Genomic DNA, 17761 nt, shown 5'->3' on the forward strand with positions numbered 1-17761 from the left:
ACAACACACCTTTTTTATCCCTGGCTAGTAAGCAGGAAGTTGAATGCCGAACTGAACAAGAATGTTGGGGCAGCACCAACCATAACAAACAACATCCTTATCACAATTCTGGAATTATCTTCACCGAAACTTCGGTCCAGTTCGGCAATGAATAGCGGAGTCACCAAAACCAGCAGCATCATTCCTATTCGTTCCGCTTGTGCAGGACCCAGCACTGGTACAAATAGAGCAAATGTAAATAGCGCATAAACTATATAAAAATGCCTTTTAACAAATTTTATTAGTTGAAAATGTGAAAGATAAAGCGCTAAAAAGAACATGGCGACAAAAAGGAGTCCATAGGCAAAACTTAAACTCAACCCGGTCGAAGAAGAAGATTTACTTAGCGCCGAGTCTCCCAGAGATGCGTAATAAACACCACCAACTTCAAAAAGATAAACAACTCCAAATATTATTTTTTGTGAGACCTTAACTCTTGGGATGGAAAAATTTCGCGTCGCGCTATAAATATAAATTAGCGGCGCGTAAACAATGGACGCGTTATGAATAAACAGCGCCAAAACACCGAAAAACGCAGCACTATAAACACTCCTTGTGCCAAAAAAAGCATAAATGATAAACATTGATGCAATAAGCTGACGGTAAATATTTTCATACCCCATCAATGATGGAAAGAAAATCACCATGAATGGAATTGCGTAAAGCGGTATGCTTATATTGCTATGACTTCTCCCCAAAGCAATATGCAGTAATGCCAGCCATATCAGATCGATGACCCAAAAGGTCAACTGCTCATCCTGGACCCATTGATAAATGTAACTTGCGCCTGACCAGTACAGGAACTCCCTGATGAAATAAACATTATTAAGATTGAAAACATAGTCATAATGCAAGGCAGCCGCATAAGTATTCATATCTGTATCAAGCCCGGCCATGCGCACAATCCATAGAAAAACCGAACTTATAACAAATGATAACACCACCAAGTACTTTTTCTTATTCAGAAAGGTATAGCCGAGCGTTAGACCCACCATGACTATATAGAGATAAAGTTCCCAATTCATAAATTACTCGGCATCCTTGGCAATATACTCATCACTATTTCAAACCATTCAACACCATCAGAGCAACTTTATCATGTTGCTTTTTTTCTTAAAAAGTTTCTGTAAAACCAATTAAGCCATGTGACGGGTAATAAGCGAAACGGTGCACGAGCCAATGAATTGACAAACACATCGTGCCAACCAATGAACCCTATTTCATGAAACTTACGCTGTAAGGCAAGGTCCTGTTTAAAATAGTGCCATCCTCGCCGGCGAGCGATCATTCCGTTGCCGACTCTTGCTTTAACAACCACATCAGGTAGATTGTCCATTTCATAACCTGAAGCCAACAATCTTGCCCAAAGGTAATAGTCTTCCATTCCGAGGAAAGTTTTATACCCCCCCACAGCTTCTATTGCTTTTTTCCTGAAAACAACAGTCATATGATTAACTGGACATCTTTTTTTTGCAAACTTTTTTACCTGTTTTATACCTGTTGGCAAAATGCGATAAGAATGCGGACTAGTAGGGTCCGCATCAAATTCAGCAATAGCGCCGCCCAACAGCACCACATCATCAGGAGCATTGGCAAGATGAGTAATTTGTTTCTCGAATCGATCACTGGTGCACAAATCATCAGCATCCATTCTGGCCACAAGATCATGACTGCAAATGGCCAGACCTTGATTAAGTGCTTCTCCCAGCCCCACATTCTGACTTAAAGGAAGAGAGACTATGGGAAGCGTACTCAAAAACTCATTAACAACATTTTTCAGATCCTCCCCTATGGGCCCATCTTCTACAATAATTATTTCTGATGCCGGAAGAGTTTGCTCAGCAAGACTTGCCAGACAGCTTCTTAGAAAATCTGGCGATTCTTTATGATAAACTGAAATCAATACTGAAAAATCAGGCACGTTATTTACCTTAAATATAAATCTTGATTAAAAAGTGGGATTTTGCTTATTTCCTTGCGAAATTCCCAACGACTGACCGGAAGAAAAACAAAGATCTGGAAAGTAATGGAAAAAGCCCAGCATTTGTCATAATGTCGCCGACCAGCTTTATGAGCTTGTACTTCATTTTTATGCGTGAGAGCATAACTAATGAAGAAAAATAGCGATACGCTTCCTCGTTTTCTACCAACGCGGCAAGTATAAAATGACGCTTGCAAAAGCCTGAAACATGAACACTATCATCGAGATATTTGCTGATAAAATATCGACTTGCCTTGATATTCATAGCCCCGCTCATTCTGCTACCTCGTACACAATTAAGCTTAACGCCCGGCGTAACATCGTAAGACCAGCGTGTGCATTGTGCTAAAGTATCAATCAGGAAAGCCCAATCCTGGTGTTTTTCTAGATTTTCATTAAATCTGAAACTCTCTTTTTTATACCCAACAAAGCTTATAGTGGACGTTCTTATATCTTTATCTTCTATAAAAAGGAAATCTTTGGGATCAATTCCACGGGGCACTTCACAAACAACAGTTTCCTTGTACTCGGTCACATTAATATAACTGCCAAACACGAACTCATATTCCCCTGCTTCCATCATCCTTATGCGATGACTAATATAACCGGGTTCAAAGTGATCATCTGAATCGAGTAGGAATATATATTTGCCGCGCGCCTTTTTTATTCCAATATTTCGGGAAATTGCCGCATTACTCTTCTTATCTTTTTCAATCAGCAAAGCTTTTGAAAATTGCTTAACGACCTGCCTCAAACATACAATATCCTCTGAGCAGTCATCGACAATTATTATTTCAAAATCATAAGAAGCTGCCGCCTCGATTACACTTTCTATAGTGTCACTTATGAAAGCACCGCTATTATATGAAGGTATAACCACGGAAATGGTTTTTTCGAACACCTGACCCTCAAAATTATAAAAGCAGCTCACCCGTCAACCTTTTTTAAAACCATTTTGTTTACCGAAAACATGCAAGCTTAAATACATGTTTTCGGTTCGAGTAAATTAACTGTATCTTTAGTCTGGGTTTCTAATTCATGGCTGCATCAATATTCACCGGGCCCCATGCCCAGTAAATATGGTCTTGATAGTTCTGATAACAATCAACATGTCCATCCAGAAGGAAAAATGCCGAATATAGTAAAAATCATATTCGAGCTTTCTGGTCATTCCTTCGATTTCAGCAGCATAACCCTGCTCTACCTGGGCCCAGCCAGAAATACCCGGGCGTACCACATGGCGGTAGTGAAAAAACGGAACATCCTTTTCATACCATTCCGCAAGGCTACTGGACTCTGGTCTCGGCCCAATGAGACTCATATCGCCCTTTAGCACGTTGAAAAGCTGGGGCAGCTCATCAATACGGTATTTGCGGAGAATACGACCCACTTTGGTAATTCTTGGATCTTCTCCTTCTGCAGTAAAACCAAGGCCTTCCTGGTTTACATACATGCTACGAAACTTGTAGACGCTGAAGGTACGGCACTGAAACCCCATGCGCTTTTGAACAAAAATGGCCGGGCCGGGGTCATCCCGTTTGATCATGATGGCAGTGACAGCCATGATCGGCAGAACAGCCGGCATAACAAGCAGTACACCTACGATATCGATACATCTCTTGATGATCTCGTAGTCTTCTCTGGGGAGCAGAGAGCCATAGCGATTCTGATAAAGATGATCCAGTCCGACGCGCCCGGTCATGTTCTCATGTACTTCACGGGCGTCATAAACGGGGATTCTATGAATGGTGCAATCTGCCAGGAAACGCTGCCAATCTTCATCCAGCTCGGTTGCCAGATCGGCTACTACCCCATCAACCCGCATATCCTGAAGATCAGGCTGTGAAAGCCAGCGCCAGTCAATGGGTCCGGTCTGACAGAATTCATTGACTCGCCCCATGGGAACGACAGCCAGCTTCTGAGTCCGATAACGATTGGCGAGCAGATAGCCGGCACACCCATAGATCATGGAAATGACATAAGAGGCCACCATCTGGCTACGTGCAAAAGGTAACGCCAGGAACAACAGCAAGCATACAATCAGTATGTAAGATAGCGTTATTGAAGGGATGACGTACGCGAAAGCCCGGGTGCCGGGAAAAACCGAAAGCCGGTGTACGGTACTGATCGAAATCAGATAGGCAACAGCAGTCGCTACCAATGTCGTAACACGGACGTCGGGCTGAGCGCTCCAGAATGTCCAGCCCCAATGCCACAGTGCAGGCAGACCAACGGCAACAATCAGCCCTAGTAGCAGATGTATGCGAAAACTCAGAAGAATTCGCTCGTACCATAGAGAGTGGCGGCGATTTTTTTGCATGGGCTTTATCGAGATGTGCACAGAAGTGTTCCTCAAGATGATCAGCACGTCATTGAAGCGCTAATAACGTCACCATCATGACTCGAGAGCCTTGACAGAAGGGGCATCCATTCATGGGATGCCCCCCCGTTTTCAGCGGTAGGCGTAATAGTAGTTGCTGTATCGAGACGATGCATGCTGCTCAATGGCATTGAGTATGCAGCCTTTTATCTCGACACCGCTGGTCCGGAAGCGCCGCATGACATGTTCAAGCTCGCGCGGCGGATTCACGCCATATCTGGCAACCATAAGGCTGGTCCCCGCCTGCTTGCCCACAATGGCAGCATCGGTCACTGCAAGAATGGGTGGTGTATCCATGATGATCAGGTCGTAATGGCGATCTGCCCATTCAAGAAACTCACTGAACCGGACATTCATCAGCAACTCGGCCGGATTGGGAGGTACCGTGCCGCGCGCCACATAGTCCAGATTCTCAACGGTGGTATGCCGGATAATGTTTTCGGGCACATCATTGCGTAACAGGATATCACTCAAGCCTGAAGATGATTTGCCATCAAACATCTGATGCAGATGCCCCTTACGCATATCTGCATCGATCATCAGTACCCGTTGTCCTGCCTGGGCACAAACCACACCGAGATTGGCCGTGATAAAGCTTTTACCAACTCCCGGACTCGGACCAGTGATCATCAGACGCGAATCCGATGCTTCCATCATGGCAAACTGAAGACTGGTACGTAGACTTCTGACGGCTTCCACGGAAGGATCCATGGTGTCGCTGATAGCCAATACACCACGATCAACAGTCCCTGTACCACGCTTTCCACGTCCCAGCATGCCCAGGCGTCTTGTCAGACGATTCTGACTGCTGGACAAGGGTACGGAAGCGTAAACCGGCAAGCCAATATTCTCGATCTGATCACTTGATTCCACGCCCTGCTTCATGGCGCCACGAATCAATACAAATACGACCGAAAGAACGAAACCTATTACCATGAAGATAAAGGTAATCAGGGTCTTGCGTGGTGCTACAGGCCAGGGTTCAACCACGGCATTATCAATGATTCTGACATTACCGATAGCACCCGCCTTGGCAATATTCAGCTCCTGCATACGATTAAGAAGCTGAGTATAAATATCCTGGGTTACATTGACATTACGCTGTAGCCTCAGCACTTTCTGCTGAGTTTCAGGCAGATTGTTTACCTGCTTTTGAAGCTGTGCCTTTTCATTCTGAAGCTGTTGTTTCTTCTCAAGCAGCGACTTGTATTCCGGGTGGTTCTTGGTGAATCGCTGCGAGATATCTGCTTCATTGAAGCTGAGCTGGTTCAGCTGACCTTCCACGTTAACCAGGCGGTTGAGTACTGACTGGGTTTCCTGATTGAGATCCACGGAATCCTGCGAAACCCGGTAGTTGTTCAGCTCATTCTCAGCGTTGGAGAGCTGCTCTCGCACCTGAGGAATCTGTTTTTTCAGAAAATCCAGACTCTGCTGGGTTTCGGCTGACTGTCTTTCGATATTCTGAGTGACGTAGATTTCGCTGATCGCTTTCAGGCTATCTTCGACCTGTTGTGGTTCAGTGCCCTTTAACGTCAGATCAAGGATACCCGTTGAAGATTGTCCGGCCTCTTCAACGTTGAAGCGACCTCGAAGCCCATTGATCGCAGAAAGTTGAGAACGCTTCAAAAGCGTAAACTCGGCTCCCTTGCCAGAATTGATATCCATCACACGGATTTCAACATTGCCATTGCGCGATTGAGCCAGTTTGCCGACCTGCCCTTCCACTACGGTATTGCCACCATCAAGCAGTGCATAACTGTCTGGTCCGGTAACACGCAATGTCAACGGGCGGCCCACCCATTCACGAGGAATAACGAAATGGGTCACATTGACGTTTTCATTGGCCCATACCGAAGACCAGCCGCTGGCGAAACCGGGGCGTTCAAAACCACGCCGGGCCAACATGGCACCAATCACCGGGAAACGCTTCGGCTTGACGACCATTTGAAGGTTTTCACGGTCTACCGCCTTGCCCAGAACCATGCGTGATTGAAGAATCTGGATTTCAGAAGGAGACCGACTGGTAGCCTGACCAAAAATACCGATATCCTGAACAGGATTGGAAGAGTTGGCTCGCTCTTCTATTTCCATCAGGGCATTTGCCTGATAAATCGGCGTTTGCATGGCACCGTAAATAATACCCAGTGCCGTAAAAGCCGCTGTTATAGCTGCAATCAGCCATTTGTGATCCAGCAGCAGACCAAAAAGGCGGCCCAGATCGACTTCGTCACTGGTACCCGCTGATTGGTCTTTCTCAATTGATGAGGCCATGAATTATCGCTCTCTACTGATAGCTTGTAACAACTTTCCGAAAAGACCGTTGCACTCTTTCCCGGGTCAACAGCAATGACCGACGTGCCCTTGTCCTGCCGGCACGTCGGCTCAGCTATACCTTAGTTGTCCCTGATGTCGTTACGTGTATCGACGCCCTGACTGAATAGCCCTGTGGTGGGCAGCAACTGGCTGATGACACGGTTCCAGCGCGAGATCGGAGCCGTTGTCACATACACGATATCCTGTGGCTCAAGCTCGAACTCGGTCCCAAGCGCCATGGCGGCGGCATTTTCAGCATTGAGCTGATAGACGGTCGCCAGCTTGTTGCGTTCCGGTGTACGGCGTATCACGAAAATACCGGATGCATCGGCTGTAATCTGATCCATGCCACCGGCCTGACTCAGTGCATCTGTCAGGCTCATGCGATAGCTACCCATCGCCAGCCCTTGTGGATTCCTGACCTCACCCATGACGTAGACTTTCTGATCACCCACTTCGGGGACATGAATCACGTCGCCGGCATGCAGCAGCTGATTGGCACCCAATTGCCCATGCCGGAGCAGATCATAGGCATCAATGATCTGCTTCTTCCCATCTCGGGTCAGCATGACATGGTGCCAATCGGCATTATCAGTCATGCCTCCGGCACGTGAAATGGCATCCAGCAATGTCAGAGGCACATTGGTAACGGGCTGAACGCCGGGATTGTTAACCTCACCGGTGACATAAGTCTTCTGCGACTGAAAGTCCGAAATATTGACTTCGACCTGAGGTTCGGCAACGTAATCACCCAGCCGCCGGCTGATCTCATCACGAATCTGGGCAAGTGTCTTGCCTGCTACATGCACTCGGCCGATATAGGGGAAGAACACTGTTCCATCACTACTGACGACATGACCAGCACCACTGGAGTTGTTATCCGACCCAGAGGGGTTGGTCAGTTCCGGGTGGTCATAAACGATCACGTTAACCGTATCGCCAATACCCACATGATACTGATAATCCGACAGATTTCGGGAGAGCGCTACCGAGCGACTGGAAAGCTCCGTCTCGGATGACATCGTCCTGCGTGCCTGATTCTGTGACTGCACCAGTCCCATGGTGATCGGCTTGACATCCACGAGATCGTCTATGGGCGGGGACGAAGTGTCATAAGGCATATTGCTTCCGGGAGCCAGAGCACACCCTCCCAGTACCAGTGTGCTTCCCAGAAGCACCAAACTCAGTAGACGTTTCATGAACCGCGCTGCTCCTGTTAAGTAGCGAAAAAATCAGTTTCGGGCACGCTACCGCCCCGGGGTAACCTGACTATCCCCTGGGCCATCCTTTTGTAGTACGTACTGTAACGACCGCCGGCCGGCTTTCGGCTTGATCGTTCGATCTTCCGAGCCCGCACACTTTAGTGGCATTACTGCGAATCACCAGTAACGTTAGGTAACCCCACAGGGTATGCTGGAATTGAAGCCGGGTCATTCCATAACCATCAAAAAATTGTCGGTTATAGTGAAAAGAAGGCTATCAAACCTTCTCACACTTGGGTGTGCCGCTTCGCGCACCCATTTCGCATCATACAGCCACATGATAATAAAGAATATTTTGGATTGGGAAGAAAGATGAAGACTGATGCTGAAAAGATACAATTCGATAGTTGTGCCGTTGTGATTGAAAAACTATTGACAGTCTCGAATCATTTTTCATCCACATGGTAAATGAAGATAATGTGTATGATAAAAGCTGTAGCACAAGTATCGTCCCGACCGGTCGTATGAAAGGAAGGCTCGTCGGTCTGCCTGCAAGTCTCGATATGGCCGGCATGATATTGTAAAAGGAGCGCTCATGAGAAAATGGATTTTCTCGTTTCACCCAGTGGATCTCGCGAGTCCGGTTCATGGTTAATCACGCTGCAACTTGCAGAAATACCTTCAGGCTCGGCGTACGCGCCGGCTTCATGCTTTTATTGATGACGCTTGCCGGTTGCAGCGCGGTGGGCTTCAAATCCCTTTCTTCCAGCTGGGATTCGCTGTTTGGCCACGCCCCTCCCTCTGAGAAGACGCTACGTGCGGCGCCTGAACATGCCGTCTTGGTAAAAACCAACGATCAATATCGCATCCACGAACTGGCCGGCTCCAGTGCCATTCGGAATTACTGGCGAGCCGCATACCCGTCCAGGCTTGTATCAACACTCGATCAGCGGCTCAATTCAACCGCGGGCTACAATGACGAGCTGCTCGATCTGCATTATCACTACTCGGGCACACCCCCCTGGCAACGTCCACCGTCCCGGTTACCTGCTCATTACAAAGTGACGGCCTATTTCAAAAATAAACAGGAACATATGCTGAACGGTAAAGCCGAGTTGCGCTGCAAGCCACACACCGGCATGGTAAAGCTGCCTTTGGCGCAGGTCAGTGCATTCGAGTGTCTGGAACATATCGAGTGGGCTGATGGCAGTAACACTGATAATCATATCTGGCGCGACAATCAAGGCCATATTGTGCGTTTTCGCCAGGCCCCCTGGCCTGGTGCCCCCGAACTGAGCTGGGAAGTGATCAAACCATGGTGGTAACAAGACACCTGTTCTCGACAACACTACTGGTGGCGGCATGCCTGCTCACAAGTCATGCATCAGCGGTAAACGCCACCCCACTCAGCCGGATTACCCTGCAGGAACTGGCAGACAAGCCTGTTTCATGGCCTTTTGCTTTTTATGACGCGCCTCGCCAGCATGATCCGGACATGACTCGCAACCGGTTCGCTGCCGAATTCGATAACCTTTCCCTGCGCTATCGCATCAAGGGGCTTTCGGCAGCTTCACGGGCCATGCAGCAGTGGCGCCAGGCCGTGCAATCACTTTCTGATGATCAGCGTGTCCCCGGCAATATCGATCCCGCCTGGCTGATGGCCCACCCGCGTCATGACACGGGTATCACCCACACCATTACCATTGGCTACTGCCAGCCTTCCAGTACTGTTTCCCGTTGGGGAACAGACGGGATAAAACAGTTTTCCTGGCAGAGCGGGATGACCACCCACGACATTACCGCCAACTGGTCTCTGCCTGAGGGCTTCTCTCATGACTGGGCCTGGTTGATCACACCGACCGGACACGTGCAACGCTTCGGTTATTCCGGATGGAACAGTGATCCCATTCCCATACCGGCAGGTAGTCGTATTGTACCCGAGCTGACACTGTCAGCCGTTGCTGCGCAATGGATGAATCATGCCCTGCCCCAGTTTCTGGCAACTCGGCTGCCGGGTAATGATTGTCGGCAGTGGCAATATGATCCTGATACGCTGAAAGGCGATGCAAGGATGTCTTTTTCTACAATGAACGATAATTCCCAATGAAAAACAGATACTGGTATCCCCTGCTCGCCTGCTGCCTCCCAGCAGCAGCCTACGCCCAGACCGGTCAGATGCAGAGCGATTTTGGTGGTGTCGGACTGATGCAGACCCCGACGGCACGAATGGCACCGGCAGGCGAAGTCTCCTTCAGCTTCAATCGAGCTGTTCCCTATGAACGTTACAATCTCAGTACCCAACCTCTGAGCTGGCTCGAGTTCGGGATACGCTACGCCCGAACCACAGAAACTCCGCAAGGTTTTGATGACCTCGTCGAAGGCAACGACTATCTCAACAATGGTATTGATACCAAGCTGCTGTTGAATCGTGAAAGCGCAGTTCTACCTCAACTGGCAATAGGCTTTCGCAACCTGGGTGGCGCCAGTCTGTTTCGCAGTGAATATCTGGTGGCCAGCAAGCGCTGGTACGACTTCGACTTCAGCCTTGGGTTGGGTTGGGGCTATCTTGCCGGCGACGACGATCTGGATGAGGCTCTGGACAACGTCACCATCAACCCCGATCGCAGCGTGAGCACTTCAGGGGTTGATGACTTCTCGGTCAGTGACCTGTTCAGCGGTTCACCCAGGGCCTTCGGAGGCGTCGAATACCAGACGCCCTGGCAACCATTGAGACTGGCCATCGAATATGATGCCAATGATTATGATAACGAACCGCTCAAGGAAGCCCGGGAGCAGGATTCGCATGTCAACTACGGCGCCCACTACCGCCTGACCGATAATATTGACATGCATGCAGGTTGGGAACGTGGTTCCACCTTCATGTGGGGATTGACCCTGTCGACCAACCTGGCCGGACTGAGCCAGGCGCAGGATAGCACCCCACCGGAAAAGCTCGACACGAAGCAGCCCTCAGCTCAAACGGATTGGCAGGCAACCAGTGATAAACTGGCCGATAACGCCGGTTTTGATGTCCACCGCATTACCCGAAACGATGACACGTTGACCCTGGAAGGTGAGTCGCGCACTTATCGCTCATGGCGGAAAACCGAAGGGCGCGCCAATCGGATTCTGGCTAATCGGGTGGATCCCGCTATCCAGACCTTTCGCTATCGGCAACTGGACCATGGCCTGGTCATTCGCGATGATTTCCATGATCGGCAGGATTTCGTACAGGCGGTCCGCGCACGCGATAAGGCAACGCCGTATGAAACCGGCATTTATGCCCGGAGTACGCTGAATCGCCCCCAGGGTGAAACTGTTGAAGACCAGCAGCCCGATCGATTGCGTTTTGGTGTCAGCCCTCATCTGCTGCAAAACGATGGGAGTCAGGATGGGTATCTCTATCAGCTTTTTGCGACAGCCGATGCCGAATTTTTCACTGACAGCCGCGGCTGGTTTTCCGGCGAAGCAGGCCTGAACATTACCGATAACCTGGATCGCTACGAATATCGGGATAATGGCAAGTTGCACCGTGTCCGTTCTCGACGAGAAGACTATCTCGATGAAAGTCGAGCAGGACTTTACAACCTCCAATATACGCGTGTGGGTCAGCTTGATCGCGACTGGTCGGTAATGGCTTATGGTGGCCTGCTGGAAATGATGTATGCCGGTGCTGGCGGTGAATTGCTTTATCGTCCACTCGAAAGCAATGTTGCACTGGGCATGGATATCAACTGGGTCAAGCAGCGTGATTTTGATCAGGGCTTTGGGACCCGGGATTATGATACCTGGACAGGGCAGGCCACAGCCTACATCGATACCGGCTATCATGATGTATTGGCCAAGGTCAGTGCAGGAAGATATCTCGCCAGGGACTGGGGAGGTACGCTGGATTTATCCCGTGAGTTTGTCGATGGAGCCAGGATTGGCGCATGGGCTACATTTACCGACGCCAACGATGATTTCGACAAGGGCGATTTCAATCGCGGCGTTTATATCAGCGTACCGCTTGATGCCTTCTTTGCAGGCGCAGGTGATCAGCAGGGGCAAATTGCCTGGCAACCGCTGATGCGCGATAGTGGCGCAACTCTTGACCGCCGTTACCAGCTCTATGAGATGACGCGGCATCGCGATATGGACCATTACTGGCAGGATAACGACGCATCCTATGAATAACTGATGTATCAGCAATGAAATAACCGCCTTCCCGGGAAGGCGGTTATTTTTTCGATCACTCATGCCATATATGCAATGGCATAACGAATCAGCTCTCGGTGCGCTCGACCCAGTTTTCCACGGTGTCGTTACCGTACTCTTCCTTCCACGCCTTGAGCGTCTTGTGATTACCGCCACGTGTTTCCACAACCTCGCCGGTATGCGGATTACGATATACCTTGAGCTTGCGTTTACGACGTGAACCTGAAGTGCCATTGGAAGCCCTGGAGGTATCACGCTGGCCAGATTGGCGACGCTCCGGATCCAGAATTGCAATGATATCGCTGGCGTTCTTGTCGTACTCCGACATCAGTGCCTCAAGCTTTTCCTTGAACTCCAGCTCACTCTTCAGGCGCTGATCCTGCTCAAGCTGTTGCAACTCATCACGCAGCTGCCTGAGCTGCTGCTCTTTCTGCATATATTCATTGAGTAACGACATTAATAACCTCATTCAAAAGAGCACTGACAAGGACGTATGACCGATAACCTCGGCCAGAGGAATCTGCACAAGCCAGCGTTTCTGCCATATCGCAACAAGTGCGGATGTCTTTCACATCCTGACAATTTACAGGTGTAGAGTTATTATATTGTCACTCATGGAGTTTTTCAAAATGCATCTTCGCTTTTTTTGACTCTTTACCTGAATATGCACAAATAATGTTTGTATCAGCACATTCAGTCGAACACCATCAAAGTTTTCTCCCGACTCAAAGGACAAGGCACATTGCCGAACAATCAATTATTTCGAAGTTACCAAACAGTCTTCTCTCATATAAGCTATTGACTGACAACAATAGGCAACTGCATATCTTCGGCAGCGGATTGAGTTAGAAGTTCGTAATCCACCAGTTTCGCCAGAAAACGATTAAAGCGACGTCGTATCCTCTGACGAGCAAACCAGGGCCAGTAAGTCGCCAGCGGTAAGAGAGAAGGATTGGCGACACCATCAATTAACCAGAGCCTGAGGCCTTCCTCGCCCAGCTGACAGACTATATTACGATCATTGAGATCTGACGGGACGATCCAGTAGTTTTCCAGATACTGTCCCAGAGAGAGCAACTGCTGGCGAAAGCGTTCGCACATCAGTAATGATGGATCAGTCTGGCGATAATAACGAATAGTTCTCGATACACGCCCATCATGATCAGTAATCAGCGTATAAACCAGTCCCTCGCCATAATCCGTCATTAGAGTGCCGTAATAACGAGGAACATGATGCCAATTGTCGAGCCGCCATGTCAGCCGGGCAAAATAGGCCTTTTCACGCTCATTCTGTTCACTGCCACGCGAGGGATAGCGAGGCACCTTGACACAACGTTCAGGCTCCCCGGGGTGGCGATAGACTCGTCGGTCGTTGCCTTCGCCGATCAATACTCCAGCCGAACCGAGCCTTATCATGTCACGCATCTCCGGACATTGACCACTCCCGAAACCAGGCTGTTTCGTATCGCCTCGTGCCTCACTGAGTCTTCACCTTGAATCCAAAAACAGACTATCCTGTAAAATACTGGATATAAATACATGAACCTGCTCTAAAGCCATGCGAAAGATACTTCACGCAGACTGTGACTGCTTTTACGCAGCCGTTGAGATGCGAGACGACCCGTCGCTAAGCGATATCCCTCTGGCCATAGGAGGCCGCGCTGCACAACGTGGCGTAGTGGCAACATGCAACTATCCTGCACGCAGATTCGGCATCCATTCAGCCATGTCGATGGCTCAGGCTGTAAGGCTCTGTCCTCATCTTCATATTCTGCCACCGGACTTCGATCGCTATCGAAGGGTTTCCGCTCAGATACAAACCATATTTCATGAACTGACGCCACTGGTAGAACCCCTCTCACTGGATGAAGCCTATCTGGATGTCAGTGATATCGAAAGGTTTCACGGCAGCGCTACCTGGATGGCACGCTGGCTTAAACGTCGTATTTACGAGCAGGTCGGCATTATCATTTCCATAGGCGTAGCACCCAACAAGTTTCTGGCCAAGATCGCCAGCGACTGGGATAAACCGGATGGTCTTTTCGTCATCTCCCCCGATCAGACCGATCACTTCATTGCCAACCTGCCTATCGATAAGCTGCATGGTGTAGGCCCGGCCACAACCGAAAAGCTTCATAACATGGAGATCCGCACCTGCAGCGATCTTCAGCGGCAACCTCTCGCCCATCTACTGGAGCACTTTGGAAAGTTCGGTGCACGGCTTCACGAACTATCCAGAGGCATTGATGAACGACCGGTCAAACTGGAACGTGAACGCAAATCGATCAGCGTTGAAACAACCTTTGATCGGGATCTCAAATCATTGGAAGAGTGTCGAACAGCTCTGGCACCTCTGTTGGTAAAGCTCGACGAGCGTATCGAAAGAAACGGTCGCCCTGCCCTTCAGAAGCTGTTTGTCAAAATACGCTTCGATGACTTTTCCCTGACAACCTTCGAAATTGCCGGCACAAGTGCAGAGGCTGCGTATTTTCTACCCCTGCTGGAACAGGCCTGGCAGCGTAGTGCCAGGCCTGTTCGTCTACTGGGCGCAGGTGTGCGACTCACTCCGCCCGAGGCCGGACGCCAGATATCACTGTTTGACTGACATGGCATTGATTATCCACTTGCTCAGGCAAATACCACAGTCTTGTTACCCTGAATCAGAATACGATCCTGAAGATGCCATCGCACGCCCCGTGCCAGTACGCTCTTTTCGACATCACGCCCCAACCTGACCAGATCATCTGCCGTATGGCAGTGCGTGACCCGCTGAATATCCTGCTCGATAATGGGACCGGCATCGAGCTCATCGGTCACATAATGACAGGTAGCACCAATCAGTTTGACACCACGCTCAAAAGCCTGATGATAAGGCCGCGCGCCAGCGAATGATGGCAGAAAGCTGTGATGTATGTTGATCACCTGCCCCTGATAACGAGCACAAAACCACGGCGGCAGAATCTGCATGTATCGGGCAAGTATGATGGTATCGACATTATGGGACTCGATCAGCTGATCGATGTGCATGAATGCCGCTTCCCGGCCTTCAGACGTAACCGGTACACAGTGATACTCCAGACCGTGCCATTCAACCAGCGAACGCAAATCCTCGTGATTGGCGATGACACACGCAATCTCACAGTTGAGCTCATCGGTTGACCAGCGATAGAGCAGATCCACCAGACAATGCGACTGTCGTGAAACCATGATGGCCACTCGTCGCTTCTGCGCCGTTTCCTGCCAGCGCCATTCCATGTCGAATGATTCGGCAATGGGCTGAAAGGCTTCATTCAGTTGAGCCTGTGATCGTGGTTGTTCGAAGCGCACTTCATAGCGCATGAAAAAACGCTGTGAGGTCAGATCCGAATGCTGGCTGGCCTCGATAATCGAGCCGGAATGCGCCGCAATAAAGGTCGAGACGCGCGCCACAATACCGACCTGATCGGGACAGGCAACGACGAGTCTGTAATCGTATGACATGATAACGTAAGTACTGCCTGACAAAAGGAAAGGATAAGTTTAACGAATTCAGATACTTTTGCGCACCTTTCGTTGTTCCCCTTTCCTGCGGTGCGTATAGTAAAGCCTCCAGGGTTGAAAGGTTGTCCATGACTCAACCACGCGTACATATCCGACCGCGCCGTCGTCCCGAACTGGATATTATCCCTCTTGGCGGGTGCGGCAGCATTGGCATGAACCTGACATTATATGGTTTCGAAGGTCGCTGGATAGCCGTCGATTGCGGGATGGCCCTGCGTCAGGACCTGCCTGAAACACCTCTGCAGATCCCTGATATCGGGCCTTCTCTTGAAGAAGGCATCAGACCCGAGGCCGTTCTGGTGACCCATGGGCATGAAGACCATCTTGGGGCGCTGAGCTGGTTATGGCCACACTGGGGATGTCCAATCTTCGCCTCTCCTCTGGCCGCCGAGATCCTGCGGTGTAAATTTGCCGACAAGGGGCTGAGTACCGCCTCCATACAGACTTTCCAGCCCGGCGACTCACTGGAGCTTGCTGGATTCGGTGTGACCACTATCCCGGTCACTCACTCGATTCCTGAAAGTTGCGCGATACTGATTCAGACACGCTCGCATCGTGTATTGCATACAGGCGACTGGAAACTGGACAAAACGCCAGTGCTTGGCCCACCTATTGACGAATCTGCCTTGCAAGCACTCTCGCCGATCGATCTTGTCATTGGAGACTCCACCAACGCTAACGTCGAGGGTGTATCAGGTAGCGAAGCCGATGTATCGCAGAATCTGGCGAAAACGATTGCCGAATGCCAAAAGCGCGTTGTCGTCAGTTGCTTTGCCAGTAACCTTGCCCGTATTGCCAGTATTGGCCGTGCTGCCAACGCCAATAATCGGCGCATAGCCCTGATGGGACGCGCCATGGAGCGCATGGTCAGGATCGCTCGAAATCTGGGATATTTTGACAATTTCCCTGAAATTGTACCGCTCGGGGATATGGGATATTTACCCCCCGAAGAAGTACTGCTTATTGCCACTGGCAGCCAGGGAGAGCCTCGCGCGGCGTTATCGAAACTGGCGATGGGTCGACACCCGGAAGTTGAGCTGACAGCAGGCGATAGCGTCATTTTTTCTTCCAGGACCATCCCCGGTAACGAACCGGCCGTCGGCCGGCTGCAGAATGCTCTACGACAACTGGGCATAGAGGTATTCGAAGAACACCACCACTCCGAACTTCATGTATCCGGTCATCCGGCACAGGAAGAATTGAAACAATTCTACAAGTGGGTGCAGCCCGGCACATTGCTGCCCGTACATGGTGAGCTTCTGCATCAACAGGCACATGTCGAATTGGCAGGAAAGCTGGGGATCACCGCCCCTGTCATTCCTGTCAACGGCAACTGGCTTAAATGGGACCACCAACGGCTATGGATTCACAGCCGCCTTACACTTGAAACAAGGCTGGTGCAGAATCATCCGAAACAACCTGCTTCAACTACCAGTGTATCGCTGATTATCATCCTGCCCGTTGCTCAATCGGCTGACTATATTGAGCGGCAGGGCAGGCTCATTCTGGATGGAGAAAACGATCACCTGGTGGATGAAACATCACTTTGTGAGTGGTTTGACGAACAGCTGGCCCAATGGCGAGTAAAAGATCACAATCGTTTATATCCACTCCTTGCACCACGCCTGCAGGAATGGGTCACCCGACATTCAGGTCAATTCATCAGAATCGAACTGAATGTCGTGAATACGAGCTGATAAAGAAGCAACCACGGTTCGGATTTATTTGTTGTCCCTGCTCCTGTGGCTCTCGCCACCATCATGCTCCTTGGGGGGTCGTCCACGACGGCGGCGAGGTTGCTCGCTGACAAGGTCGTCAACAGATAGCCCTGCATCATTCATGGCAGCCCTGATCTCCGCCAGCTTTTGCTCTTTTTCGGCCTCAACCTGCTGGCGCTGACGCTCTTCATCTTCCTTCTGCTCAATAACTTCGGCAACCACCTCGGATAACTTGTGTAGCTGCTCCATGCTCAGTTGGCGCGCAGCGGCACGAGCAACATTCTTGTTGCGTGCAATGCGCTCAAGCGATTCGTTCGACATTATGGCAGTACTCCTGTCTGTTACCGATGCTTCCAATCAGTATAAAAGGAATTAACTACTTGGCAATCCG

15 protein-coding genes are annotated in these 17761 nt (G+C 49.9%); 5 read left to right on the forward strand and 10 right to left on the reverse strand.

The genetic code is table 11. The features are described 5' to 3' along the window. Positions 1-14: 14 nt before the first annotated feature. The 6 genes from FY550_RS08900 to FY550_RS08925 form a co-directional block, all read right to left on the reverse strand. Entirely contained in the window at positions 15-1064 is a 1050-nt protein-coding gene (locus FY550_RS08900; RefSeq protein WP_070977589.1) for an EpsG family protein, read from the reverse strand. 71 nt (positions 1065-1135) lie between these two features. Next, positions 1136-1960, reverse strand: a complete 825-nt coding sequence (locus FY550_RS08905) for a glycosyltransferase (protein WP_149054487.1) — start codon at positions 1958-1960, stop codon at positions 1136-1138. A 46-nt stretch (positions 1961-2006) separates the two neighbouring features. Next, on the reverse strand, positions 2007-2921 hold the full coding sequence (locus FY550_RS08910; protein WP_168169292.1) for a glycosyltransferase family 2 protein: 915 nt from the start codon (positions 2919-2921) through the stop codon (positions 2007-2009). A 153-nt stretch (positions 2922-3074) separates the two neighbouring features. Continuing rightward, positions 3075-4340, reverse strand: coding sequence for an exopolysaccharide biosynthesis polyprenyl glycosylphosphotransferase (locus tag FY550_RS08915; protein WP_070977592.1), 1266 nt, complete (start codon positions 4338-4340; stop codon positions 3075-3077). 132 nt (positions 4341-4472) lie between these two features. Further along, positions 4473-6671 (reverse strand): polysaccharide biosynthesis tyrosine autokinase, encoded by a 2199-nt coding sequence (locus FY550_RS08920; protein WP_084388023.1) that lies wholly within the window; start codon positions 6669-6671, stop codon positions 4473-4475. A gap of 122 nt (positions 6672-6793) precedes the next feature. After that, entirely contained in the window at positions 6794-7912 is a 1119-nt protein-coding gene (locus tag FY550_RS08925; protein ID WP_070977593.1) for a polysaccharide export protein, read from the reverse strand. Between the two features lie 650 nt (positions 7913-8562). Here FY550_RS08925 and FY550_RS08930 point away from each other — a divergent pair. Genes FY550_RS08930 through FY550_RS08940 form a run of 3 tightly spaced genes read left to right on the forward strand, consistent with a single transcriptional unit; the run spans position 8563 to position 12091 of the window. Next, positions 8563-9240, forward strand: coding sequence for a hypothetical protein (locus tag FY550_RS08930; RefSeq protein ID WP_139148654.1), 678 nt, complete (start codon positions 8563-8565; stop codon positions 9238-9240). After that, positions 9231-10022, forward strand: coding sequence for a capsule biosynthesis GfcC family protein (locus FY550_RS08935; protein WP_070977595.1), 792 nt, complete (start codon positions 9231-9233; stop codon positions 10020-10022). The genes FY550_RS08930 and FY550_RS08935 overlap by 10 nt, the downstream gene beginning before the upstream one ends. Next, positions 10019-12091 (forward strand): YjbH domain-containing protein, encoded by a 2073-nt coding sequence (locus tag FY550_RS08940; protein ID WP_233350186.1) that lies wholly within the window; start codon positions 10019-10021, stop codon positions 12089-12091. Before FY550_RS08935 ends, FY550_RS08940 begins: the two co-directional genes overlap by 4 nt. 88 nt (positions 12092-12179) lie before the next feature. On the opposite strand, the gene FY550_RS08945 is transcribed toward FY550_RS08940, so the two are convergent. Together FY550_RS08945 and FY550_RS08950 are read right to left on the reverse strand one after the other, a co-directional pair. Beyond that, the gene (locus tag FY550_RS08945) at positions 12180-12569 is read right to left on the reverse strand and encodes a histone-like nucleoid-structuring protein, MvaT/MvaU family (protein ID WP_070977597.1); all 390 of its coding nucleotides are present in this window, start codon (positions 12567-12569) and stop codon (positions 12180-12182) included. Positions 12570-12907: 338 nt separating this feature from the next. After that, a complete protein-coding gene (locus tag FY550_RS08950) occupies positions 12908-13528 on the reverse strand; it encodes a YrbL family protein (protein WP_070977598.1) in 621 nt (206 codons plus the stop codon). A 142-nt stretch (positions 13529-13670) separates the two neighbouring features. On the opposite strand from FY550_RS08950, the gene dinB reads away from it, so the two are divergent. Then, positions 13671-14717 carry a DNA polymerase IV gene (gene dinB, locus FY550_RS08955; RefSeq protein ID WP_149054488.1) on the forward strand — a complete coding sequence of 349 codons (1047 nt, stop codon included), beginning with the start codon at positions 13671-13673 and terminating at the stop codon, positions 14715-14717. 23 nt (positions 14718-14740) lie between these two features. Here the strand turns inward: dinB and purU are convergent, their stop codons facing one another. Next, positions 14741-15592, reverse strand: a complete 852-nt coding sequence (gene purU, locus FY550_RS08960; RefSeq protein WP_070977599.1) for a formyltetrahydrofolate deformylase — start codon at positions 15590-15592, stop codon at positions 14741-14743. A gap of 212 nt (positions 15593-15804) precedes the next feature. Between purU and FY550_RS08965 the strand changes: the two genes are divergently transcribed. After that, positions 15805-17349 carry a ribonuclease J gene (locus tag FY550_RS08965; RefSeq protein WP_070977600.1) on the forward strand — a complete coding sequence of 515 codons (1545 nt, stop codon included), beginning with the start codon at positions 15805-15807 and terminating at the stop codon, positions 17347-17349. 24 nt (positions 17350-17373) lie between these two features. Here FY550_RS08965 and FY550_RS08970 read toward each other — a convergent pair whose 3' ends face one another. Then, positions 17374-17691, reverse strand: a complete 318-nt coding sequence (locus tag FY550_RS08970) for an H-NS family histone-like protein (RefSeq protein ID WP_070977601.1) — start codon at positions 17689-17691, stop codon at positions 17374-17376. Between the last annotated feature and the right edge of the window lie 70 nt (positions 17692-17761).

Source organism: Kushneria phosphatilytica (assembly GCF_008247605.1).
Classification (GTDB): Bacteria; Pseudomonadota; Gammaproteobacteria; order Pseudomonadales; family Halomonadaceae; genus Kushneria; species Kushneria phosphatilytica.